The sequence below is a fragment of the Enterobacter sp. CGMCC 5087 genome (assembly GCF_003144775.1).
GTDB lineage: Bacteria > Pseudomonadota > Gammaproteobacteria > Enterobacterales > Enterobacteriaceae > Enterobacter > Enterobacter cloacae_M.
In genome coordinates this window covers 50489-73844 of sequence record NZ_QFXN01000030.1, presented here as the reverse complement: position 1 = coordinate 73844, position 23356 = coordinate 50489, and the positions used below count along the sequence as shown (strand labels likewise).

Genomic DNA, 23356 nt, shown 5'->3' with positions numbered 1-23356 from the left:
CATACCCAAGAGGTGGAGTGAGTCATGCTTAAGCGTTTCTTTGTTACTGGTACAGATACCTCTGTCGGCAAGACCGTCGTATCCCGCGCATTGCTGCAGGCGCTGGCAGCAAGCGGTAAACGCGTGGCAGGGTACAAACCGGTCGCAAAAGGCAGTAAAGAGACGCCAGAGGGATTGCGTAATAAAGACGCCCTGGTGCTGCTAAGCGTCTCGTCGCTGGAACTGCCTTATCACGCGGTTAATCCCATTGCGTTAAGCGAAGAGGAGAGCAGCGTAGCGCACAGCGGCCTCATTAATTATCCCCTGTTGTCCGACGGCCTGGCGAACCTGAGCGAAAAGGTGGACCACGTGGTGGTGGAAGGGACAGGCGGCTGGCGCAGCCTGATGAACGACCTGCGCCCGCTTTCTGAATGGGTTGTGCAGGAGCAGCTTCCGGTGGTGATGGTGGTGGGTATCCAGGAAGGGTGCATCAACCACGCGCTGCTGACGGCGCAGGCGATCGCCAATGACGGCCTGCCGCTGATAGGCTGGGTAGCAAACCGCATCAATCCGGGCCTGGCGCACTACGCGGAGATCATCGACGTGCTGAGCAAAAAACTGCCCGGACCGCTGGTGGGTGAACTGCCTTACCTGCCGCGCGCCGAGCAGCGCGAGCTAGCGCAGTACATCGATCTCTCTGCCCTCGGTGGCGTGTTGACCGTAGACCGAGTCGTGGCGTAACGTCCGCGACAGCACGGACGCCACCACGCAGGCGACCAGCAGGCCGGGCAGTAAAAAATACTGCCCGGTCATTTCACAAACCATCAGCGCCGACATAATGGGCGCGTGCGTGGTCGCGGCAAGTAGCGTTGCCATCCCCGCCAGACCCAGCAAAATCGCCGTCTCAGAACCCGGTAGCCACAGCGCGAACAGCTGTGCGAACAGCATCCCTGTTGCCATCCCGACAAACAGCGTGGGCGTAAACACCCCGCCCGGCGCGCCCGATCCACTGCTCGCCAGTACCGCCAGCAGCTTACAGATGAACACCCCGGCAATCACCGACAGCAGCGGCGGCGCGAGCAGAAAAGCCTGAACCACGCTGTAGCCATTCCCCCACACCTTCGGCGTGAGGAGAGACAGCAGCCCGACGATCGCACCGCCCAGCGCCAGCTGCCACGGCGGTGAAAGCTTGAGACGCAGGAAAAGCCCGTGGCTGAAGTCCATCAGCCACATCAGCAGCGGTCCGCAAAGGCCCGCCAGCAGGCCCATCGCGACGAGAAGAGCATAATCGGCCGCGGTGAGGATGCCGCTCAGATGGACCGCGTAAAGCGTACCCGCGCCCGGTGCCAGGAACTGAGTGGTGAGAAGCGCCACCACCGCCGCGATAACCACGGGGCCGAGCGAGGCCAGCATCAGCGTGCCAAACAGAATTTCCGCGATGAACAGGCTTCCGGCAAGGGGGGCGTGATAGGCGCTGGCCATCCCGGCGGCGGCACCGCAGGCTATCCATAATTTCCATTCGGATTTGGGCGTAAAGCGCTGGGCGAATAGGGAGGCGGCGAGGGCGGCAAGCAAGATCATCGCCCCTTCACGCCCGATGGCGCTTCCGCTGGCAACGACCAGCAGCGACGCAAGGGATTTCACAAGGCTGGCGCCGAAGTCAAACTGGCCGTCTCCTGTCTCCAGCGCTTCCATGTAATCGGTGGGGGCATGAGGCCGCTGCGCGGTCAGACGCTGCCAACCCCAGAGCAGCAGCCCGGCGGCCAGCCCGCCCAGTGCGGGCGTCAATGCGCGTCGCCAGGGCGAGAGCGACGCGGCTGCATTCACCAGGCTGCCGCTGTCGTTGCTGAGAAGCAGCCACTCCAGCAGGTACATGCTGTGGCGGAATACCGCAACGGCCAGCGCGGCCAGCACGCCGGTGACGGTGGCAATCAGCAGGCGACGAAACATCGCGCGGATGTCGGGGTAGGTATGAAGACGTTGCATGGGTCGCGTTTTAACGGGGACGATACGATATTGTGGCGGGAAATCGCGGGGTTAGCAAAAGGTCTGCGTGCGAATAGGCCGGGCGATGCCCGGCCAGAAAGGTTAGCTGTCGCTATGAATATTCAGCGCCCGACGCGTGCGCCCGGAGCTCAGGTACTCGGCAATATAGTCCTGCGAAATCTCGCCGTTGTAGCGACCGTCCTCATCCACGATCGGCATCCAGCTGGTATTACTCTCATACAGACGTGAAAGCACCACGCGCAGGTTGTCTTCCGCCTTGCCGGTCATGCGGAACGGATGCAGGATGTCGGCGCAGGTACCGCTGGCGTTACGCGCTTCGCGACGCTTCACAAAGCCAAGCGGTTTGCCGTGCTCGTCAACCACCGTAACGGCCCGAATGTCATTATCATCCATGGTCGCAAAGGCTTCGGGAAGCGAAGTAGAGCCCCGCACCGTAATGGTCGGCTGCTGGTCGGTGACGTCGCCCGCCGATACCAGCAGCAGACGCTTCAGGGTACGGTCCTGACCGACAAACGAGCCGACAAACTCGTTCGCCGGTTTCGCCAGCAGTTCATCCGGGCTGGCGCACTGCACGATTTTCCCCTGACGGAACACCGCAATACGGTCGCCGAGCTTCAGGGCTTCGTCGATATCGTGGCTCACCAGCATGACGGTTTTTTTCAGCTTGCGCTGCATCTCCAGGAACTGGTTCTGGATCACCTCGCGGTTGATCGGGTCCACCGCGCCGAAGGGTTCATCCATCAGGAGTACCGGAGGATCCGCCGCCAGGGCGCGGATCACGCCGATACGCTGCTGCTGGCCCCCGGACATCTCGCGCGGGTAGCGGTTGAGGAACTTATGCGGATCCATCGCCACCATATCCATCAGCTCTTCGGCGCGGCTTTTACAGCGCGCTTTCTCCCAGCCCAGCATGCGCGGCACGACGGTGATGTTCTCTTCGATGGTCATGTTCGGGAACAGGCCAATCTGCTGGATCACGTAGCCAATGTTGCGGCGCAGGGTGACGGTGTCCATCCCGCTGGTGTCTTCGCCGTTGATCAGGATTGTCCCGCTGCTTGGAGTAATGAGGCGGTTAATCATCTTCAGGGTTGTGGTCTTCCCGCAGCCGGATGGGCCGAGCAGGACGCACATTTCCCCTTCGGGTACGGTCAGGTTAACGTTGTCGACGGCCTTAAAGGTCTGGCCGTGCTTCTGTGAAAATTGTTTGGTGAGGTTTTCCAGTTTTATCATTATCGAATCCCCTTTGGAGTCAGAACCACCTGCAGACGATGCAGCAGCCAGTCGAGCACAATCGCTAAAAGACAAATCATCAGCGCGCCCGCAATCAACATGCGAATATCGCTTCCGCCGATGCCGTTGAGCAGCAGCAGGCCCAGACCACCCGCGCCGATCACCGCGGCAATCGCCATCACGCCGATATTCATCACCACGGCGGTGCGGATCCCGCCGAAAATCACCGGCAGCGCCATCGGGATCTCGACCCAGCGCAGCCGCTGCCAGAAGGTCATGCCGATGCCGCGTCCGGCTTCGCGCAGGCCCGGCGGCAGGCTGTCGAGCGCCGTATGGGTATTACGCACAATCGGCAGCAGCGAGTAGAGAAACACCGCCGTAATCGCGGGCAGGGCGCCAATTCCCTGACCGATCAGCGAAAACAGCGGGATCATCAGCCCAAACAGGGCGATGGACGGAATGGTCAGCACGATGGTGGCTATCCCCAGCACCGGCGTTGCCAGCCACCTGTGGCGGACAATCAGAATGCCCAGCGGTACGCCGATGATGATGGCTAAACCTACGGCCAGCGCCACCAGCCACAGGTGCTGAAGGGTGAGGGTTAAGAGGTAATCCCAGTTGTCCAGAATGTAGTGAATCGTCTCCATAGCGCCTCCTACAGCAGCTGTTTGCTACGCAGGAAATCGCGGGCGACCTGCTGCGGTGACTGATGGTCGATATCCACCTTCTTGTTCAGCTCGGTGATAACGTCGTTGTTGAGCTGCGCCGAGAGGGTGTTGAGCGCCTCTTCCAGGCCGGGGTTGGCCTCCAGCGTGTCCTTACGCACCACCGGCGTCACCGCGTAGCTCGGGAAGAAGCCTTTATCATCTTCCAGCACCTTGAGGTCGAAGCCTTTCACGCGCCCGTCGGTGGTGTAAATCAGGCCGGCGTCAACGAAGCCGTCGCGCACCGCGTTATAGACCAGACCGGGGTCCATCTGGCGGATTTGCGGGCGGTCCAGATCCATCTTGTAGGCCGCCTGAAGCGGCTTCATGCCGTCGCTGCGTCCGGCAAATTCCAGGTCCAGGCCAAGCAGCCAGTTTTTGTCCGGGTTGGTTTTACGGATCTGCTCAATCTTCGCCACCATCTCCGACATGGTGTTGATGTGTTCCGCCTCGGCGCGCTTGCGCTGCATGGCGAAAGCGTAGGTGTTGTTCATGTCGGCGGGCTTGAGCCAGACCAGACCGTGCTTTGCGTCCAGGCGTTTCACCGTCTCGTAAGACTCCTGCGGCGACATGCGCTTGTTGATGTGGTTAAAGATGATCAAGGACGTGCCGGTGTACTCCCAGGTCATGTCAATCTGCTTGTTGATCATCGCGTTGCGGGAGATCACCGTGGCAATGTTGGTTTGCGGCTGGACCTGGAAACCTTTTTTCTGCAGGTACTGCACGGTCATCGCCGAGAGTATGTGCTGCTCGGTAAAGCTCTTGGTCGCCAGAATCAGCGGGGCCGCCATCGCCTGGCTGGTGAACAGCGCCGCGGCACACAGCGCCGTCAGGCCGGAAAACAGTCTCATAAAAGCTCCTTGTTATTGTTATCGAGCGAGATGGGGACTCATCGCGCGACCCAGCGCCGCCAGCAGGGTATCGAGGATCAGGGCGAACAGGGCGGTGGCCGCCGCGCCGATGATCAGGGTCGGGAAATCGTTCAGGTAAATACCGGGGAATATCAGCTCGCCGTAGCTGCTGGCGCCAATCAGGAACGCCAGCGGTGCGGTACCGACGTTAATGGCGGTGGCGATGCGGATCCCCGAGAGCATGACCGGCCAGGCGGCTGGCAGCTCAACCTGACGCAGACGCTGCCATTTGGTCATCCCGATGCCGTTTGCCGCTTCCAGCAGCGACGGCGGGACCGAGCACAGCCCGGCGTAGGTGTTACGCACGATCGGCAGCAGCGAGGCGAGGAACAGGGCGATGATGGCGGGCGTATCGCCAATGCCAATGACCACCATCGCCAGCGCCAGAACGGCCAGCGGCGGCAGCGTGTTGCCGACGTTAAAGATTTGCATCACATATTCGGCGACACCCCGCGCGGCCGGGCGGCTCAGCAGAATACCGGCTGGAATACCCACCAGCAGGGCAAAAAACATCGATGAGAAAACCAGAATCATGTGCTGTTGCCCGAGATAAACCAGGTCAACCTGGCGCGCCTTAATCGTCTCCATCCCGATCCCCCAGACGAGGAGGGCGAGGACCACGATAATGGCGCTGACAAACAGCAGCGAACGTTTGAGTAATGGGTGCATTGCGGTGTGTCTCCCTGTGCGCATGCGTTATAGCAACCACCGGTTGCCTGTTGTTATGCCATGTTTCGGCAGGGGTATTTCACCTATAGCAAGCGTTTGGGAAGGGTTCCAGCGAAGGGGTAAAATCAGTAACCCTATGAAAACAGTGAGAACCTTGGGTAAGGCCTTATGGCGTAAGGGCTGATTGAGGGGCAGGCAGAATAGTCCTAAAGCGAATTTTTAGATGTGACAGTGTCACATCTAAAAGGCTCATACGCCGAATATCGGACATTCACTTCAGAGAGAGGCACGAACCCGTCGAACCCGCGTCGAGACGGTGATAATTGAAACGGTAGCGACCACGGCGAGCATCAACCCGAGCGCCAGCATGGCGTTAAACCCGATCCATCTGAACAGCAGCAGCCCCGCGATACCGCCCGTAATAAACGAGAAAAGGGTGGTCAAGTGGGTTTTCAGCTGACTTTTTTGCGCCGCCGTATCTTTGGAGTAATCCCTGCGCAGCATCGCCACCAGTACGGAGGCCAGGGATATCCCCGCGTCCGTCAGCGTGCCGGTAATGTGAGTCGATCTCACCCGTCCGCCGGAAAGCTGCGTGGAGGTTGAATTGTGAATGCCCATCAGGCCGCACAGAAAAAGAATAATCACGCGGTTGCTGGTGAGGGCGTGAAAATACATCTCATAGAAGGAGACGCCGGTCAGCAATATCCCTTCAACAAACAGGATCTGGCAAAAAATCAGCCTGACGTTATGGATAATGCCCCATATCACGATCGTGCGCGCAATAATGGCGCCTGCGACAAAGGAGAGAATAATCGAGCCGAAGAAAATGATATCGCTGAGATCGGTGGAGGAGACTTCGCTGGATAACTGTGAGGTGTTGCCCGTCATATGTGAGGGGAAAAAACCAAATGCACCGAGGGCGATGGCATTCAGCAAACCTGCCGAGGTCGCCAGCCAGAGAGCAAGCCGGCGATCCTCCTTATGCGTTCGTTCTTTCTTGAGTCTAATCAGCAAGAATACCTCCAGGTTGAGCTTTGCCTGAATAGTCAGGCTAGCAAAGCGGTGCAACGAGCTGTCCAGGATATGGCTTAATTATTATTCCCTCTGACACGTTTCAGGGTTTAGTAATTAAATAAAATATCCTTGCTCAACATGGGGGGTGAAGACTTTACATCATGCCGTTATTGCCGTGACGCAAAAACGCCGGGCGCTGGTTAAGACGTTCAAACCAGGCCTCAATCGCCGGCACGTCGGGCTTATTAAACGGCGTCATCTTCCAGCGATTCACCGACAGCCCAAGCACCACGTCCGCAAGGGTAAACGTCTCGCCCGCCGCAAAGGCGCCGGTGTGCTGCAGCTGGTTTTCCAGAATGGTGATGCAGTGGTTCCACTCTTTTATTCCCGCCGCAATCCGTTCAGGGTCGTTAAAGTCCGGGTTTTTACGCCCCAGCGCCGGGAAGACATAGCGCCAGGCGTTGTTAAATTCGGTTGCCTGCCAGTCCATCCAGCGCTCAACGTTGGCGCAAGCCTGGGGTTCTGCGGGCAGCAGATCGTGACGCCCGGCCTTGCGCGCCAGGTAACGGCAGATGGCGTTGGACTCCCACAGCACGAAATCGTCATCGATCAGCACCGGCACCATGGCGTTGGGGTTCAGCGCGCGGAAGGCATCCGTTTCCGTTGACGCAAAACCGCTGCCGTAATCTTCCTGTTGATACGCAAGGCCCGCTTCTTCGCAGGTCCAGAGCACTTTCCGCACGTTAATGGAGGTGGTTTTGCCGAGGATGTTAATCATGTCGCCGCTTCTCTTCAGAGTGATGAATCGTTTAAAAACAATACACCAGCGGTTGAGAAAAGCGTCAATAAATCATCCGGCGAGTGATTTGTGAAGACGCGAAAGCAGAAGCGTCAACACAACCGCGCCCAGGAGCAACATGCCGCTCATTGCAAACGTGCTCTGCCAGCCGCTATGGTCGAATACCAGGCCACCGGCCGTTGAACCCAGCGCAATAGAAAGCTGGATTACGGCGACCATTAATCCGCCGCCGGCTTCAGCATCTTCCGGCAGGGTTCGCGCAATCCATGTCCACCATCCCGTTGGTGCCGCCGTCGCCAGCATCCCCCAGAAGCCTAACAGTAGGGAAACGAGCCACACGCTGTGGCCGGTTAGTATCAACACGCCTGCTATCACGGCCATCAGCAGGGGAATGGCGATTAACGTCAGGTAAAACGCGGCGTTCAGGACCAGAGCAACAAGCAGCGTGCCAACAAATCCCGCGACGCCTATGGTGAGTAAAATCAGCGATAAGCCGGAGGGGGTGACGCGTGTGACGGTTTCGAGAAACGGCCGCACATAGGTAAACAGCGCAAACTGTCCCATAAAGAACAGGCCGCAGGCCAGCAGACCGATGGAAACCACCGGCTGGCGGAATAGCCGAAAGGCGGATGCGCGTGACGCCGTATTTTTATTGCCGTTCATATCGGGCAGGCTAAAGCATTGCCAGAGGAACGCCACTGTCGCCACGGGAACCTGGCACAGGAAGGCGCCGCGCCAGCCAATGGTGGCGCCGAGATAGCTTCCGAGCGGGGCGGCGACTACCGTCGCCAGCGCGTTCCCCCCGTTGAATATCGCCAGCGCGCGAGATACCTGATGCTGCGGAACGAGGCGAATGGCCGTGGCGGCAGACATGGACCAGAACCCGCCTATCGCGATACCGATCAGCGCGCGGCCGGTCATATAAACCAGATAGTTTGGGGCGAAAGCGATAATCATCCCCGAGAGCGCCATCAGGAGCGTCATGCCCAGCAGAAGGTGTTTGCGGTTCATATTCCCGGCAAGCCGGGAAAGGAAGAGGCTGGTCAGAACCGCCAGCGCGCCGGAAATCGCGATCCCCTGGCCAGCGAGCCCCTCCGTAACGCCCAAATCTCTGGCAAGGGGCGTGAGCAGGCTGACGGGCATAAATTCCGAGGCAATCAGGACAAATACGCACAGGGTCATGGCAAAAATACCGCCCCAGTGCGCGCGTTCCTCATTCTGTGAGGAGGCAGGATTCAGAGTGGACATAGTCATCTTTCACAAAGCGCCGCCCGCTCAACACGGGCGGCGAAGAGGTTTATTTCAGGCTGGTTTTGAAGAACTGTTCAAACTGGCCGAACGGGATTTTCCCGGCAACGTTATCGTAGAGATCGACATGGTTTGCGCCAGGGACAATCACCAGTTGCTTCTGTTTGCTGCCGACCGCTTTAAACGCATCTTCTGCAAAGTAGCGGGAGTGTGCTTTTTCGCCGGTTACGATAAGCGTCGGGATAGTAATTTCCCCGGCGTAGCTCAGCAGCGGCATATTCATAAAGGATAATGGCGTGGTCGCGGTCCACGCGCCGGTGGAGTTGACGGAACGCGCGTGGAAGCCTCGCGGCATGCGGTAGTAGTCATAAAACTCCTTCAGTACCGGATGCGGGTCTGCTGGCAGCGTCACTGGCAGAATACGTTCAGCCGCCGTCACTTTGCCGTTCTCGTCGACATAAATGTCATGGCCGCGGTACGCGAAGGTACCATTCTCTGCATCTTTCCAGCGCTGTTCGTTCAGATACTGCAGAACGGCGCGGCGGTCAGACGTTGAGTAGCGATCTTTCCCGTCGCCCACGCCGTGACCCATCGCCCGGCTCATGTCGTACATCACGCTGGTGGCGACCGCTTTCACGCGGGTGTCCATGGAGGCCGCATTCAGCGCCATACCGCCCCAGCCGCAGATGCCGAGAATACCAATGCGATTACGATCAACCTCTTTCTGCAATCCCAGGAAATCCACCGCCGCGCTAAAGTCTTCAGTGTTGATATCCGGAGAGGCGACGTTGCGCGGCTGGCCGCCACTTTCGCCCGTATAGGACGGATCGAATGCCAGGGTCACAAACCCATTTTCCGCCAGGGTCTGCGCATACAGACCGCTGGACTGCTCTTTGACCGCGCCAAATGGACCACTTACCGCAATCGCCGCCAGCTTGTGGTCACCGCGGTTTTTGGGAAGATACAGATCGCCCACCAGGGTGATCCCGTATCGGTTCTGGAAGGACACCTTGCGGTGATCGACTTTGTCACTTTCGGCGAAGGTTTTATCCCATGTGCTCACCATCGAAACAGGCGCGTTTGGGTTGGTGGTTTCTGCATAGCTCATTGTTGTCACTCCACTTAATGATGCACATAGCAGCATCGCAACAGACCGTTTTTGGGCGAATGTTTTCATGAATATGGACCCTGGGTTGTTGTGTTGCGGTCATTATAGTTAGCAGAAATAGTGCTGATTAGAGGCCAAAAGCTGCTAGGATTCATATCATATTGTTATAAATTGGTGAGCATGATGGCGAAACGGGAAAACTATAATGAGCTTTACCTGTTCATGCAGGTGGTACGGGAGGGGAGCTTCACGGCGGCTGCGCAGCGGCTTGGGCTGGCGCAATCCGGGATCAGCCGCTCGGTTCGCGAGCTGGAAGAGCGGTTGGGCGTTCAGCTTTTGGTCCGCACCACGCGTAAGCTGTCGCTCACCCACGCGGGGGAACAGCTTTATCAGACAGCCGAGTCCGCGTTCGATACGCTCGATACGGGCCTGGCGACCCTGGCACACTATCGTCAGACGCCGTCCGGCACGGTACGTATTAATGCCAGCCAGCACGCTATCGACAAATGTCTGCTGCCAAAGCTCGCCATTTTTAAACAACGTTACCCGGACATCAGGCTGGAACTGATGAATGAAAGCCGCTTCGTCGACATTATCGCCGAGCGGTTCGATGCGGGTGTCAGACTCGGGCCGGAAGTGGGGCAAGGAATGATTGCAGTGCGTATCACGCCTGATATGGAAATGGCCGCAGTGGCTGCCCCGGAACACTTCAGACGCTTCGGTTTTCCGCAGACACCTGCGGATTTAGTGACGCACCCCTGCATTGCCTACCAGTTTGCCGACGGTAGTGACTATCAGTGGGAGCTGGTGCAGGACGGGAAAAAAATCACCCATAGGCCTGAGGGGCAATGGGCGCTGTCTGACAGCTATATGGAAGCCGAAGCCGCCAGGCTGGGACTTGGGCTGGCCTATGTTCCAGTGGAGCTGGTGGCTGACGATCTGGAACGCGGAACGCTTATCCGGGTTTTGCAGCGCTTTAGCCTGCGCATGGACGGACTGTATCTCTATTATCCGCACCGTAACGTGTCGCCTGCGCTTAGAGCGGTGATTGATACGCTGAAAATTTAGGGCGGCGTTGTCTTTCTGGAATACGCCTCGTCAACCGTAAATTAAGCGCAGGAAATCCCTGGAAAATAACCTTCTGCAATTGACATCCTTTATTGGACACAAAACAACTCCTACATTTCAGCCTGTTTCTCTAATCTGAAAAGCGGTAAAACCGGAATTGAATTATCACGCGAAATGTTTCGAAGTCAGAAAACGATCAGTACCCACAAACGAAAGATTATGGTAAAGCTGGGAGTAAAAAATGATCTGGAACTGCGCAAAGCGATACACAAGCTTCAGCCGCCGCATTGATGCGGCAGCTGTTCTTCCGTCAGGTCATTTATCGCCTGGTATTCGCTGTCTGAAATAACGCCCCTGCGTTAATGACCAGTTAATGCGTTTAATATTTTTCAGGCAATTTATTAATTTTTTTAAGGATACCTCGATTGATCTCTATATAACCACCGATACGTAAATCGCCCAGTATTTTCATAACACGACTGCGTGAAAGTCGGGTTTTTTCCAGAATATAATCACTGACGTTGACATGATCGCTGAGCGCTTCATCTTCATTCATCAGGGAAATCAAATTCAGTCGTATCAGCTCATAGGTTGAGAGCCCGACGGATGAATTGTGGGCGAGGAGCAATTGACGGACGGCATACATATAACAGTATGAGGCATCTTTCCATAAACCCTGGGTGCTGATGATGTCAAGCATCTCTTTTGTAGGTAGGATCTCATAGCTAACGCTTTTGTAGGCTTTTATAAACATGCCGTCGTGGATGTCAATTAATTCGTTCATACCCGTAATTATCGGGGCTCTGATATATTTGATTAGAAGCCGATCGCTGCTTCTGTATATAGCAACGACTCCCTCATGCAGGATAAACGTTACTGGCTCAGCTTGCTTCTCCAGCGTAATGAGCTGACGTGGCTTAGCACTCTGGATCCGCTTGCTGTCAGAGACTGCCTTGATCAGTGCATTATAATGTGTTTCAGGTTTCATGCTTTTGGTTACCAAAAAATAATAATTCTTAATATATGATAGAAGACTTTTTGAAAAAGATGATAAAAATTCCGAATCAGAACGTATCGGAACAATCGTTCTGGAGGTTTATAAGGTTCTGATCAGAATATTGGGTTGGGAGTGCTCGCTTCATCTGGACATCCTGGGGAGGAAGAAACAAATATGAAACCGCCTTCCGATAGCGGTTTTACGTGCGGAGCCTGACCTTAGTAGTATGCCAATGACATGGTAATAACAGGGCCGATTTTACGGGGTGTGGTGCCATCGGCCATACTCATAGCGCGTGTATGCATCTGAAACGTCGGCCTTCCAACGGCTGAGGCGGTATCGATAGCCCCCGTTTTACCGTCGCTATAGGCCTCATCAGAAGATCCTTCAAGCCGCTCTTCAGTAACATGCCAGTTGAGCTTATCACTCTGTTCTTCTGAGTCGGCTTCCTTAAGCGCGACAGAACGATTGATCAGTTTGGTACTGGTGGAGACGGCAATCTGTTGAGTATTATTTTCCCGAGGCGCAGACGGGATCGCCTTGACGCGAAGCCTGTGCATCGACTCTTTATACTGGGAAAGTGTGCCTGAAATAATAAGGCGCATTAGGTTCTCTTTAGCCTCCGGGTTGCGCACGCTTAATGATAATTCTTTTTTAGCCGCTTCATATAAAAAACGGATGCCGTTAATATTAACAATTTCACAGATATTATAGCTAAGGGCAATTGCATCGCAGCCAGTTTAATCTACGTAATATGACTTACAATCCTGATCCCACAATAAATAATTGAAATAAAGCCCGTGAAATTAATGTCTGGTGTTCCTTGTGGATATTAAAATATGATACTGGTGAAGTTAAGAAAAGTCTTTTTTTGTATGTCCTTAAAAGGATTTGTGTGCTGGTTGTTACATCAGTGTTAACGTTTTTAATTATCCGCTATTATCGTAAAGCCGTGTTCATGAATGAATCAGGCCTGATATATCCGCAGGCAGAATAGAGATTTTTAGACGTTATGACCCAGGTTTTGGCCTGGTAACAGTATTGCACTATAACTACGAAAGTAATGTTGATTTTTCTTTAATAAAAAGAAAATAAAAAGAAAAAATACCGTTCTGAATAGAATGAATGGTGTCTATGATTACCGGGAGCATTATGGCATCTATTATTATGTACCCGGGAAAGTGAGATGTTTAAAGCTGGCACCCTGACCGCTGCGTCAATCCTACATGCTGTACTTACCGATTGGCACAGGCTGGAAGAACACATACCGGAACTGCTAATTATATGGCGTGGTTTATAACCTACAGTGCAGCATTCGAGTCCGGCATGCGGGACGAACGAACGCTCAAACAACCGTTACGGGTCAAGAAAATCGTTAATATCAATCAGCTGTGGATCCCTTCTGACAGCTAAAAAAGCCGTAAGCGGTTATCTGCTTACGGCTTTCGGATTGTGATGATTTTCTGACAATCAGGCCGCTTTCACAGCCCTGATTTTTTTCGTGTCAGCCGCATCGGATTCTGTTTTATCCGTTGCAGCTGGAGCATTGAGATAGGGAAGCTTGCTGGTACGCAGAATATGCTGCACGGTCTCTTTCTGCTCGGCGAGATACAGGCCAAGATTTTCAGCCTGCGTTTCATCCATCTGCATTCCGCTTTGCAACAGCCAGTCGGTGAACGCGTCTGCCATATCGAGCAGCTTGTCGTGAGCGTCAGCCTCTTTCTTACTGGCAAATGTCATTTTCTCTTCACCTTTTCTAACGACAACAAATTTTGTTTCAACAGCCATTATGCGCACCTCATACTGTAATTATGTACAGTATAACAGTTCCCGGTTTATCTTGCAGCTAAAAAGTGAGCACATTTCTAGCGAGAAGGGGGGACATTCGAAAATCGTGCGCTGATCGCATCACGTTCATACCCCTGCGGCTGCGTCAGTATCTGGTATAAATCAGGACGACGACCGTGGATCCAGCGGCGTCCGGTGCTCATAGCAAGCAGGCTCAAATCCAGCTCAGCGCTCACCATCGCATCTTCTGCCGCCCAGGTTTCATTCACGATCCTTCCATACGGGTCGAGGATCATGGCATTGCCCGTGCGCACCTCGTCATCATCCGCACCGACACCGTTGCTGAAAAGAAGAAATACTCCGTTGTCATGCGCGCGAGCTGGCAGCCAGCGCATGAGCCATTCCCGTCCGCTTGGCCCTTTGAATGCGGCCGTAATTTCTTCCCTGCGCGTTTCCCGCTCTTCCCAGAGCGCCAGCGGAACAGGCTTCATCCCGTGAGGGCTGCGGGAATCGGTACCGCCTGTCTGGTGCGGAGCGAGAAGAATATCGGCACCCAGCAGCGCCGTCGCGCGCGCATTTTCGACCAAATTATTGTCCCAGCAAATCAGGATCCCGACCTTCACGCCCCACGGTGTATCAAAAACGGTAAAGTTATCCCCGCTGCTGATGGCCGGATGTTCAAAAGCATGGAGCTTACGATGCGTGTGCATTGAGCCATCCGGCATACAGGCAACATACGCATTGTAGAGGCGACCATCGTCGGCGCGTTCAATAAGCCCGGCGCCAATAAGCATTTGATGTTTTATCGCCAGGGAACGAAGGAGCGTCAGGGAAGGGCTGTCAACAATCGGCTCTGCCAGCGCAGACACCTGCGCTGCGGTGAGCTTAGGGACATGCCAGTAGCCGGTGATGCACATTTCAGGGAATGTAAGAATGTTCACCTGCTCAAGCGCCGCCTGTTCAATAAATTTCTCCATTATCAGGAGGTTGTATTTTTTGTTACTGGCCTGATGCTGAAACTGTACGGCTGCCGCCTTTAAGGATGTCAGTTCGTTCATGATGCGTCTCCGGTTGTCATCGAGACTGAATTACATAACGATTATCAATAACTGTATAATCAAAACATTTCTTAATTTGATAACCATCTGGAATGCGAAAATGAACACCCGGCTGCTAAAGGCGTTTTTGATGCTGGCGGAAAAAGGTAATTATGCCGATGCGGCGCGGGCGCTGTTTATCTCGCAGCCGGCATTGACCAAACAGATTAATCTCCTCGAATCCCTGGTGAATATGTCTCTTTTTTCACGAGGTCGTCACGGCGCAATGCTGACGGCCAGCGGCAGGCGTTTGCTGCCAGAGGCTGAAAAAGTGGTCAGGCAGACCCGGCAATTTCTGCAGCATGCTGAGCGGGTATCGAAAGGGGTTGAAGGGCATATTTCCGTCGGGTTCGGACTCTCAAGCTTTTATCTGGCGCCACGCTGTATCGCTGACTTTCGTCGGGACTATCCGGAAGTAGAAATGTCATTGACGGATCTGCCTTCCTTCCAGCAGTACGAGCGTTTACAAAATGATGAGCTACAGGTCGGTTTTGTCAGGGTTCCTCCCCCCGTGGCGCTTGAATACCTGCCTCTATTTACCGACCGGCTGGTCCTGGTTGCGCCCGCCGCGTCGCCGACACTGTCTGCCGCAGAGTGGCTCACGAAACGCCCTCTGTTGCGGCTGTATGATGAGCGAGGAAGAGGTCTAAACGCGCAGATTGACCGCTTCCTGCATAACAACGGTCTTTTCATCTCATCGACTCAGCTGACTGATGATATCCAAACTATCGTCGCGATGGTGGTTGCGGGTATCGGTGTGGCCATTTTGCCCACCAGCGTGACGCATATCGCGCCGCCGGAGCTGGTGATTATTCCGCTCATGGGTGAATCAATCAGCTGGAAGGTAGGCATCGCCTGGGACGCAAGCAGGGAGGATGTCATCCGTGACAATTTCATTGCTAGCGTAGCTGCTGCGTTTCCGGGCCACCCATACTCCGCCGCCATGCCCCAGGCGCCTGACCATACTGACGCTTAAAGCTGCGGTTGAAGGACTGCTGGGAGTCGAAGCCCAGCGCGATCGCCACGTTCAGAATAGGCTCATCGCTGCGGGTTAAGCGCTCAACCGATTTTTGCAGCTTTTGCGCGCGAATATACCCGGCGAGGGGATAGCCAGTATGCTCTTTGAAGAGGCGCTGGAGGTGCCATTTTGAGTAGCCGGATCGCCTGGCGACGGACTCAATGTCCAGACGGCTATCCAGGTTGTTGTCGATCCAGTCGAGTAAATCATGCATAAATGCGCCAGTGTTCATCTGGTTACTCCCACGCTGCCTGTCAAAAGGTATCTTTGTCTGTTGCATTAAAAGGTGGCGCGTTTTTGTATTAATTGCAAGTTTTATTGTTGCATTTAAATCCCTGACCGTAACGGGTCTTTTCACATCCGCTCAAATAGCACATAAAGTGCAACAATTATTCTTGCACTTAGTTAAGCGCCTTCCTACAATCGCCGCGATAGTGTATTCGCAACTGTTACAGTTTTGTGGCGATGAACGACACAAATGGCCTTGAGACAGCCACCGGACAAAGGAAGTGGCGCAGTGCCTCCTGCTGCGTCTTGCCCGGCGGCGACAATTACCGGAATAAAAATAATGAGCCTGCAAAAAACCTGGGGTAACTTTCATCTGAACGCGCTGGGGGCCATGTTGCTCTCCGTGCTGCTCGTCGGATGCGACAACAGCGTCGCGCAAAACGCCGCGCCGCCTGCGCCCGCCGTCAGCGCTGCTGACGTGGTAGTGAAATCCATTAGCCAGTGGGATAGCTTTAACGGCCGGATTGAGGCCGTGGAGAGCGTTCAGCTCCGTCCGCGCGTGTCCGGCTACATTGATAAAGTGAATTACACTGACGGCCAGGAAGTGAAGAAGGGCGAGGTGCTGTTCACGATTGATGATCGAACCTATCGCGCGGCGCTGGAACAGGCGCAGGCGAACCTGGCGAGAGCTAAAACGCAGGCCAGCCTGGCGCAAAGCGAGGCTAATCGTACCGATAAGCTGGTCAATACCAACGTTGTTTCCCGTGAAGAGTGGGAGCAGCGTCGTTCGGCCGCCACTCAGGCGCAGGCCGATATTCGCGCCGCGCAGGCGGCAGTGGACGCGGCGCAGCTCAACCTGGACTTCACTAAAGTCACCGCGCCTATCGACGGTCGCGCCAGCCGGGCGCTGATCACCAGCGGAAACCTGGTGACGGCGGGTGACACCGCCAGCGTTCTTACCACGCTAGTCTCGCAGAAAACGGTTTACGTCTACTTTGACGTAGACGAGTCGACCTATCTTCACTACCAGAATCTTGCCCGCAGCGGGCAGGGGGCGTCCAGCAATCATACGGCGCTTCCGGTTGAGATTGGCCTGACGGGCGAGGAGGGATATCCCCACCAGGGCAAAGTGGACTTCCTGGATAACCAGCTGACGCCGAGTACCGGCACCATCCGTATGCGCGCGCTGCTGGATAACGCGCAGCGTCAGTTCACGCCGGGACTTTTTGCCCGCGTACGCCTGCCGGGCAGCGCGGAGTTCAAAGCCACGCTTATCGACGACAAAGCGGTGCTGACCGATCAGGATCGTAAATACGTTTATATCGTCGATAAAGAGGGGAAAGCGCAGCGCCGCGACATTACGCCGGGCCGTCTGGCAGACGGTTTACGCATCGTGCGGCAGGGGCTGAACCCTGGCGATAAAGTCATCGTCGAGGGTTTACAAAAAGTGTTTATGCCGGGGATGCCGGTTAACGCGAAAACCGTTGCCATGACCGCCACCAGCGCCCTCAACTGATCCCTTGACCTGAGAATCCATCCATGGACTTTTCCCGCTTTTTCATCGACAGGCCGATTTTTGCCGCGGTGCTGTCGATTCTGATTTTTATCACAGGGTTAATCGCCATCCCGCTACTGCCGGTGAGCGAATATCCTGACGTCGTGCCGCCAAGCGTGCAGGTTCGCGCGGAATACCCGGGCGCCAACCCGAAAGTGATTGCTGAGACCGTGGCGACGCCGCTGGAAGAGGCGATCAACGGCGTTGAGAACATGATGTACATGAAGTCCGTCGCGGGCTCCGACGGCGTGCTGGTGACCACCGTCACCTTCCGTCCGGGTACCGATCCGGATCAGGCGCAGGTGCAGGTGCAGAACCGCGTCGCGCAGGCCGAAGCGCGTCTGCCGGAAGACGTGCGGCGCCTGGGTATTACCACCCAGAAACAGTCCCCGACGCTGACGCTGGTGGTGCATCTGTTTTCGCCCAACGGTAAGTACGACTCCCTTTATATGCGTAACTACGCCACGCTGAAGGTGAAGGACGAGCTGGCGCGCCTGCCGGGCGTCGGCCAGATCCAGATTTTCGGCTCGGGTGAATACGCAATGCGCGTCTGGCTGGATCCCAACAAGGTGGCGGCCCGCGGGCTGACCGCGTCGGACGTGGTGACGGCGATGCAGGAACAGAACGTGCAGGTGTCCGCCGGGCAGCTTGGCGCCGAGCCGCTGCCGAAAGAGAGCGATTTCCTGATCTCCATTAACGCCCAGGGTCGTCTGCATACCGAAGAAGAGTTCGGCAATATTGTCCTGAAAACGACGCAGGACGGTACGGTCGTCCGCCTGCGCGACGTGGCGCGTATCGAAATGGGGTCCGGCAGCTATGCGCTGCGTTCCCAGCTGAACAATAAAGACGCGGTCGGGATTGGTATCTTCCAGTCGCCGGGGGCGAACGCCATTGATTTGTCTAACGCGGTGCGCGCGAAAATGGACGAACTGTCCACGCGCTTCCCGGCAGATATGAAGTGGGCGGCACCTTACGATCCAACCGTTTTCGTGCGCGACTCCATCCGTGCGGTCGTGCAAACGCTGCTGGAAGCGGTGGTGCTGGTAGTGCTGGTGGTGATCCTGTTCCTGCAAACCTGGCGCGCGTCGATCATTCCGCTGATCGCGGTGCCGGTTTCGGTGGTGGGTACCTTCAGTATTCTCTACCTGCTCGGCTTCTCGCTGAACACCCTGAGCTTGTTCGGGCTGGTGCTGGCCATCGGCATCGTGGTGGACGACGCCATCGTGGTGGTGGAAAACGTCGAGCGAAACATAGAAGAGGGGCTTGCTCCGCTTGCGGCGGCGCATCAGGCGATGCGCGAAGTGTCCGGGCCGATTATCGCGATTGCGCTGGTGCTGTGCGCGGTGTTTGTGCCGATGGCGTTTCTATCGGGCGTTACCGGGCAGTTCTACAAGCAGTTTGCGGTGACGATCGCGATATCTACGGTAATTTCAGCGATTAACTCGCTGACGCTCTCTCCGGCGCTGGCGGCACTGCTGTTAAAACCACACGGCGCGCCGAAAGATTTCCCGACCAGGCTTATCGATCGTCTGTTCGGCTGGATTTTCCGTCCGTTCAACCGCTTTTTCCATCGCAGCTCGAACGGCTATCAGGGGCTGGTGGGCAAAACGCTGGGACGACGCGGCTCGGTATTTGTGGTGTATCTGCTGCTGCTCTGTGCCGCAGGCGTCATGTTTAAAGCGGTGCCCGGCGGGTTTATTCCGACGCAGGATAAGCTGTACCTGATTGGCGGCGTGAAGATGCCGGAAGGTTCGTCGCTGGCGCGCACCGACGCGGTGATCCGCAAAATGAGCGAAATCGGGATGAATACCGAAGGCGTGGACTACGCGGTTGCTTTCCCGGGACTGAACGCGCTGCAGTTCACCAACACGCCGAATACCGGCACGGTCTTCTTTGGCCTGAAGCCGTTCGACCAGCGTAAACATACTGCGGCGGAAATTAACGCGGAGATCAACGCGAAAATCGCGCAAATTCAGGAAGGGTTTGGCTTCTCCATTCTGCCGCCGCCGATTTTAGGGCTGGGTCAGGGGTCGGGCTATTCTCTGTACATTCAGGACCGAGGCGGTCTGGGGTATGGCGCGCTGCAAAACGCGGTAAACACCATGTCCGGTGCGATTATGCAGACGCCGGGAATGCACTTCCCGATCTCAACCTACCAGGCTAACGTTCCGCAGCTGGACGTGCAGGTCGACCGTGACAAGGCGAAAGCGCAGGGCGTATTGCTGACCGATCTTTTCGGTACGCTGCAAACCTATCTTGGCTCGTCTTACGTGAATGACTTCAACCAGTTCGGCCGTACCTGGCGCGTGATGGCGCAGGCCGACGGGCAGTTCCGCGACAGCGTGGAAGATATTGCGAATTTACGCACCCGTAACAGCCAGGGCGAAATGGTGCCGATTGGCAGCATGGTGAAAATCACTACCACCTACGGCCCGGATCCGGTGATCCGCTACAACGGCTACCCGGCGGCGGATCTGATTGGCGATGCCGACCCGCGCGTGCTTTCGTCTGCGCAGGCGATGACGCAGCTGGACGCCATGTCTAAGCAGATCCTGCCGAACGGGATGAACATTGAATGGACGGATCTGAGCTTCCAGCAGGCCACCCAGGGCAATACGGCGCTGATCGTTTTCCCGGTCGCGGTGCTGTTGGCGTTCCTCGTCCTGGCGGCGCTATATGAAAGCTGGACGCTGCCGCTGGCGGTGATCCTTATCGTGCCGATGACGATGCTCTCCGCGCTGTTTGGCGTTTGGCTGACCGGTGGCGATAACAACGTCTTCGTGCAGGTGGGGCTGGTGGTGCTGATGGGGCTGGCGTGTAAAAACGCGATTCTTATCGTGGAGTTTGCCCGCGAGCTGGAAATTCAGGGCAAAGGCATTATGGAAGCCGCGCTTGAGGCGTGCCGCCTGCGTTTACGTCCGATTGTGATGACCTCCATCGCCTTTATTGCCGGGACTATTCCGCTGATCCTCGGCCACGGCGCGGGCGCAGAAGTGCGCGGCGTCACCGGGATCACGGTCTTCTCCGGGATGCTGGGCGTGACGCTGTTTGGTCTGTTCCTGACGCCGGTGTTTTACGTGACGCTGCGTAAGTTCGTGACGCGCGGGAAAAAAGAGGAAAGGGACGTTCTGCCCGCATAGGGACGTTGCCGATAATAAAAAACCGCCTTCACTGTGAAGGCGGTTTTTTTTCGCATCAGATAAAACGTTACGACGTTTTTTGATACTGGGCAATAAGGTCCGGGAGCGGATCCCATCCGCTGCTGTCGGCGTTTTTGACCGCTTCCAGGGCGCTTGCCACGGTATGGCGGGCCAGTACCGCTAACGAAGCCTCCTCGGCTTCTTCGGATATCGATTTGAAGTACCAGCAGGCGTTAGCGCTGACCACGCAGCGGGCCGGCACGTCAGGGCGCGACGCCCACAGCTTTTTATCTTCGATAACCGAAAGGTAGATGTCGCGCAGGGTGATCTCTTCCGGCGGGCGACCAAGATGAATTGAGCCGTTACGGCCAAGCGTTGAGACGATAATGCCGTCACGCGTCAGCGGAACCATCAATTTGCGAATGAAGCTCGGGTTCGCTTCCAGGCCGTAGGCCAGAATCGCACTCGTGGAACGTTCACCCAATTGCTCCGCCATCGCTACGCTGAGAACCATCTGCAAAGCTGTCGGGAAGCGGTAATCTAACATTTCTCTGTCCTGGGTTGCGGTGAATCTTGTTCTTTTTGGCACCGCAGAGGTGAATAAGCAATAAACAACAATATAACAAATACGGTAATTATTTTGAAGCAATCTGCGGCATTTGCGATCGAACCCCCTGTTCTGATTTAGCAAAACGTGCGGTTCGGGAAGTCAACCGTCACCATCAGGCCACCTTCAGCGGAAGTACTCAGGTTTACGCTGCTGTTGTGTTGCTGCGCCACCGCTTTGACGATGGCAAGCCCCAGCCCGCTCCCGCTTTGGACCTGATTGGGGTCGCGGAAAAACCTGTCGAACACGCGCTCGCGCAGTTCAACCGGAATACCGGGCCCTGCATCTGAAACGCGAAGCCGCGCGAAGCCATCTGCTATGCAGACATCGACCTGAATCCGCCCGCCCTCGGGACTGTACTTCACGGCGTTCTCAATGAGGTTATCAATAAGCGACACCAGGCGTTCCCTGACTCCCGGGATCCAGATGTCATCCTCGGCGAAGAATTCCAGCTCAATCCTGCGCGCAGACGCCAGCGGTTCCAGCTCGGCCATTCGCTCCTGAATGAGCGTCGTCAGCAGCACGGGCTCCATTTCCGTATCAATGCGCGCTTCGCTGTGCATCATCAGAAGCAGCTGGTTGACGAGACGCGCTGCCCGGCTGTTGCTGCGAATCACCCCCGCAAGCAGCTCCTGCTGGTTCTCACTGATGACCCAGGACTGCAGCGCTTCCACGTTGATGCGCATCGCCGCGAGGGGCGTACGCAGCTCGTGCGCGGCATCCGCAATGAAAACCCGTTCCCTTTCCGCGCTTTCACGCACTCTGGCAAGGAAGTCATTGATCGCGTCCACCATCTGGCGAAGCTCCGTGTGTCCGGGAACGGCTTTTAAAGGGGAGAGATCGTCAGGCGTGCGTAGCGTAATTTCATTGACCACCTTGTTCCAGGGGCGCATCGCAATGCGGATTGACAGCCACGCGGGAAACAGAAGAAAAGGGAAGCAGACCAGCAGCGGCATGATGTAGTAGCCGCGCGAGTTCAGGTAGATAAAGAAGTTCCAGCCGCCGGCCGGGGTGAAAAGGGTGACCTCCACGTCGGAATGAGCGGATTTAAGGGTTCGGCTGGTCCAGGTACGACCATCGCTCTGAACACGCTGCATTTCCCCAAACCGGGTGTTGGTTACTCCCGTTGGTGCATCAGGCGATGAAAAAATAATCGCGTTATTTTTGCGCACGATGAAGTTGATTGACAGCGCGGGATCTTCGCCGCCGCCATAGCCCTCACGCAGCGCCTTGCTGAAGGCTTCCAGTACGGCGCTGCGATCCTGCGGGCGTCCGTCCATCCTCTCAACCAGGGTAAAAAGGGTTTCATACGTCTTACTGCCCGTGAGGATGGGAGGGCTGCGCAGGTCATCCCACAGAATGAAGGTTAAAAAAAGACTCCACAGCAGGGTAAGCAGCACGATCTGGGCGATGATAATTCGCCGTACCAGCGTCGGTCGTCTCAGGTGATACCAGACGTTTCGCATTAACCGGTCATCTTCTGGACTGAAACGGTATCAATGACATACCCGACGCCCCGCACCGTCCGCACATAGCCGTCGCCGATTTTTCGCCGCAAGTTTCCCATATGCACGTCGAGCGCATTGCTGAGGTTCTCTTTGTTGCCGAATATCCGTTCTTCCAGAAACCGTCGCGTAATCACGCGGTCAGCGCGCAGCATCAGCGTTTCCAGCAGCGCATATTCACTCGCCGTCAGGTCTACGTGGCGCGCGCTCACCGTCACGCGGCGCGTCGGAACATGAAGCGATAAGCCTCGAATTTCTATCGCTTCATTCTCGAAACCGTAGCTGCGCCGCGCCAGGGCTCTCACTCGCGCCAGCAGCTCGGCGAGAATAAAAGGCTTGACGAGATAGTCGTCCGCACCGGCATCCAGCCCGCACAGGCGATCCTGCAGCGTGCCTCGCGCCGTCAGGATGATGACCGGGATCCCCTTGAGCTGCTGACGCAAACGCGCCATCAGGCTCATGCCGTCGCCGTCGGGCAGCCCCAGGTCGAGCAAAATAAGTTCCGGCACGCAGACGTCCAGCTGATGCAGCGCATCCTCTTTACGGCGAACCCATATGACGTCAAATCCTTGATCCGAGAGGGCGATACGTACGCCGTTGCCGAGATCCAGGTCGTCTTCGATTAGTAAAATTTTCACACTGGCAACTGTATCAACCGTGAATGAAGAACATCTTAAGAAAAAA

Annotated in this window: 23 protein-coding genes; 6 read left to right on the top strand and 17 right to left on the bottom strand. The window is 56.0% G+C overall.

Features of this window, described 5'->3' with window-relative positions; all coding sequences use genetic code 11:
* The first annotated feature begins 24 nt into the window (after nucleotides 1-24).
* Nucleotides 25-720 carry a dethiobiotin synthase gene (gene bioD / locus DEO48_RS02840; protein ID WP_109844310.1) on the top strand — a complete coding sequence of 232 codons (696 nt, stop codon included), beginning with the start codon at nucleotides 25-27 and terminating at the stop codon, nucleotides 718-720.
* On the opposite strand, the gene clcB is transcribed toward bioD, so the two are convergent.
* From clcB to DEO48_RS02795, 9 genes are all read right to left on the bottom strand, one after another.
* Complete coding sequence (gene clcB, locus DEO48_RS02835) at nucleotides 655-1965, bottom strand: voltage-gated ClC-type chloride channel ClcB (RefSeq protein ID WP_109844309.1); 1311 nt, start codon at nucleotides 1963-1965, stop codon at nucleotides 655-657. The genes bioD and clcB overlap by 66 nt on opposite strands.
* Nucleotides 1966-2067: 102 nt before the next feature.
* On the bottom strand, nucleotides 2068-3216 hold the full coding sequence (gene osmV / locus DEO48_RS02830; RefSeq protein ID WP_109844308.1) for an osmoprotectant ABC transporter ATP-binding protein OsmV: 1149 nt from the start codon (nucleotides 3214-3216) through the stop codon (nucleotides 2068-2070).
* Nucleotides 3216-3863 carry an osmoprotectant ABC transporter permease OsmW gene (gene osmW / locus DEO48_RS02825; protein ID WP_023311514.1) on the bottom strand — a complete coding sequence of 216 codons (648 nt, stop codon included), beginning with the start codon at nucleotides 3861-3863 and terminating at the stop codon, nucleotides 3216-3218. Before osmW ends, osmV begins: the two co-directional genes overlap by 1 nt.
* 8 nt (nucleotides 3864-3871) lie before the next feature.
* Complete coding sequence (osmX, locus tag DEO48_RS02820; RefSeq protein WP_023327329.1) at nucleotides 3872-4771, bottom strand: osmoprotectant ABC transporter substrate-binding protein OsmX; 900 nt, start codon at nucleotides 4769-4771, stop codon at nucleotides 3872-3874.
* 18 nt (nucleotides 4772-4789) lie between these two features.
* Nucleotides 4790-5500 (bottom strand): osmoprotectant ABC transporter permease OsmY, encoded by a 711-nt coding sequence (gene osmY, locus DEO48_RS02815; RefSeq protein WP_109844307.1) that lies wholly within the window; start codon nucleotides 5498-5500, stop codon nucleotides 4790-4792.
* A gap of 276 nt (nucleotides 5501-5776) precedes the next feature.
* Nucleotides 5777-6514 carry a YoaK family protein gene (locus tag DEO48_RS02810; RefSeq protein ID WP_109844319.1) on the bottom strand — a complete coding sequence of 246 codons (738 nt, stop codon included), beginning with the start codon at nucleotides 6512-6514 and terminating at the stop codon, nucleotides 5777-5779.
* Nucleotides 6515-6668: 154 nt separating this feature from the next.
* Nucleotides 6669-7292 (bottom strand): glutathione S-transferase family protein, encoded by a 624-nt coding sequence (locus tag DEO48_RS02805; protein WP_109844306.1) that lies wholly within the window; start codon nucleotides 7290-7292, stop codon nucleotides 6669-6671.
* A 72-nt stretch (nucleotides 7293-7364) separates the two neighbouring features.
* Nucleotides 7365-8561, bottom strand: a complete 1197-nt coding sequence (locus DEO48_RS02800) for an MFS transporter (RefSeq protein WP_109844305.1) — start codon at nucleotides 8559-8561, stop codon at nucleotides 7365-7367.
* Nucleotides 8562-8610: 49 nt separating this feature from the next.
* Nucleotides 8611-9738, bottom strand: a complete 1128-nt coding sequence (locus DEO48_RS02795; RefSeq protein ID WP_109844304.1) for an alpha/beta hydrolase — start codon at nucleotides 9736-9738, stop codon at nucleotides 8611-8613.
* 114 nt (nucleotides 9739-9852) lie between these two features.
* On the opposite strand from DEO48_RS02795, the gene DEO48_RS02790 reads away from it, so the two are divergent.
* Together DEO48_RS02790 and DEO48_RS27365 are read left to right on the top strand one after the other, a co-directional pair.
* Complete coding sequence (locus tag DEO48_RS02790; protein ID WP_109844318.1) at nucleotides 9853-10737, top strand: LysR family transcriptional regulator; 885 nt, start codon at nucleotides 9853-9855, stop codon at nucleotides 10735-10737.
* A 78-nt stretch (nucleotides 10738-10815) separates the two neighbouring features.
* A complete protein-coding gene (locus DEO48_RS27365) occupies nucleotides 10816-11028 on the top strand; it encodes a helix-turn-helix transcriptional regulator (protein WP_109844303.1) in 213 nt (70 codons plus the stop codon).
* An 88-nt stretch (nucleotides 11029-11116) separates the two neighbouring features.
* Here DEO48_RS27365 and DEO48_RS02780 read toward each other — a convergent pair whose 3' ends face one another.
* The 4 genes from DEO48_RS02780 to DEO48_RS02765 all read right to left on the bottom strand — a co-directional run bounded on the left by DEO48_RS02780 (nucleotide 11117) and on the right by DEO48_RS02765 (nucleotide 14580).
* A complete protein-coding gene (locus tag DEO48_RS02780) occupies nucleotides 11117-11725 on the bottom strand; it encodes a helix-turn-helix domain-containing protein (protein ID WP_109844302.1) in 609 nt (202 codons plus the stop codon).
* A gap of 227 nt (nucleotides 11726-11952) precedes the next feature.
* The gene (locus DEO48_RS02775) at nucleotides 11953-12339 is read right to left on the bottom strand and encodes a fimbria/pilus periplasmic chaperone (protein WP_109844301.1); all 387 of its coding nucleotides are present in this window, start codon (nucleotides 12337-12339) and stop codon (nucleotides 11953-11955) included.
* Between the two features lie 865 nt (nucleotides 12340-13204).
* Nucleotides 13205-13522 (bottom strand): YebG family protein, encoded by a 318-nt coding sequence (locus DEO48_RS02770; RefSeq protein ID WP_109844300.1) that lies wholly within the window; start codon nucleotides 13520-13522, stop codon nucleotides 13205-13207.
* Nucleotides 13523-13599: 77 nt separating this feature from the next.
* Entirely contained in the window at nucleotides 13600-14580 is a 981-nt protein-coding gene (locus DEO48_RS02765) for a nitrilase family protein (protein ID WP_109844299.1), read from the bottom strand.
* A gap of 100 nt (nucleotides 14581-14680) precedes the next feature.
* Between DEO48_RS02765 and DEO48_RS02760 the strand changes: the two genes are divergently transcribed.
* A complete protein-coding gene (locus DEO48_RS02760) occupies nucleotides 14681-15595 on the top strand; it encodes a LysR family transcriptional regulator (protein WP_258306051.1) in 915 nt (304 codons plus the stop codon).
* Here DEO48_RS02760 and DEO48_RS02755 read toward each other — a convergent pair.
* Nucleotides 15519-15869 (bottom strand): helix-turn-helix domain-containing protein, encoded by a 351-nt coding sequence (locus tag DEO48_RS02755; protein WP_061715355.1) that lies wholly within the window; start codon nucleotides 15867-15869, stop codon nucleotides 15519-15521. The two genes, DEO48_RS02760 and DEO48_RS02755, sit on opposite strands and share 77 nt — an antisense overlap.
* A 336-nt stretch (nucleotides 15870-16205) precedes the next feature.
* On the opposite strand from DEO48_RS02755, the gene DEO48_RS02750 reads away from it, so the two are divergent.
* Both DEO48_RS02750 and oqxB read left to right on the top strand, forming a co-directional pair.
* Nucleotides 16206-17381: an efflux RND transporter periplasmic adaptor subunit gene (locus tag DEO48_RS02750; RefSeq protein ID WP_023311529.1), complete on the top strand. Its 1176-nt coding sequence runs from the start codon at nucleotides 16206-16208 to the stop codon at nucleotides 17379-17381.
* A 23-nt stretch (nucleotides 17382-17404) separates the two neighbouring features.
* Nucleotides 17405-20560, top strand: a complete 3156-nt coding sequence (gene oqxB, locus DEO48_RS02745; RefSeq protein ID WP_023311530.1) for a multidrug efflux RND transporter permease subunit OqxB — start codon at nucleotides 17405-17407, stop codon at nucleotides 20558-20560.
* A 67-nt stretch (nucleotides 20561-20627) separates the two neighbouring features.
* On the opposite strand, the gene DEO48_RS02740 is transcribed toward oqxB, so the two are convergent.
* The 3 genes from DEO48_RS02740 to DEO48_RS02730 all read right to left on the bottom strand — a co-directional run bounded on the left by DEO48_RS02740 (nucleotide 20628) and on the right by DEO48_RS02730 (nucleotide 23310).
* Nucleotides 20628-21107 (bottom strand): Rrf2 family transcriptional regulator, encoded by a 480-nt coding sequence (locus tag DEO48_RS02740; protein WP_029739386.1) that lies wholly within the window; start codon nucleotides 21105-21107, stop codon nucleotides 20628-20630.
* Nucleotides 21108-21244: 137 nt separating this feature from the next.
* Nucleotides 21245-22633: a HAMP domain-containing sensor histidine kinase gene (locus DEO48_RS02735; protein ID WP_109844298.1), complete on the bottom strand. Its 1389-nt coding sequence runs from the start codon at nucleotides 22631-22633 to the stop codon at nucleotides 21245-21247.
* Nucleotides 22633-23310 carry a response regulator transcription factor gene (locus DEO48_RS02730; protein ID WP_109844297.1) on the bottom strand — a complete coding sequence of 226 codons (678 nt, stop codon included), beginning with the start codon at nucleotides 23308-23310 and terminating at the stop codon, nucleotides 22633-22635. Before DEO48_RS02730 ends, DEO48_RS02735 begins: the two co-directional genes overlap by 1 nt.
* Between the last annotated feature and the right edge of the window lie 46 nt (nucleotides 23311-23356).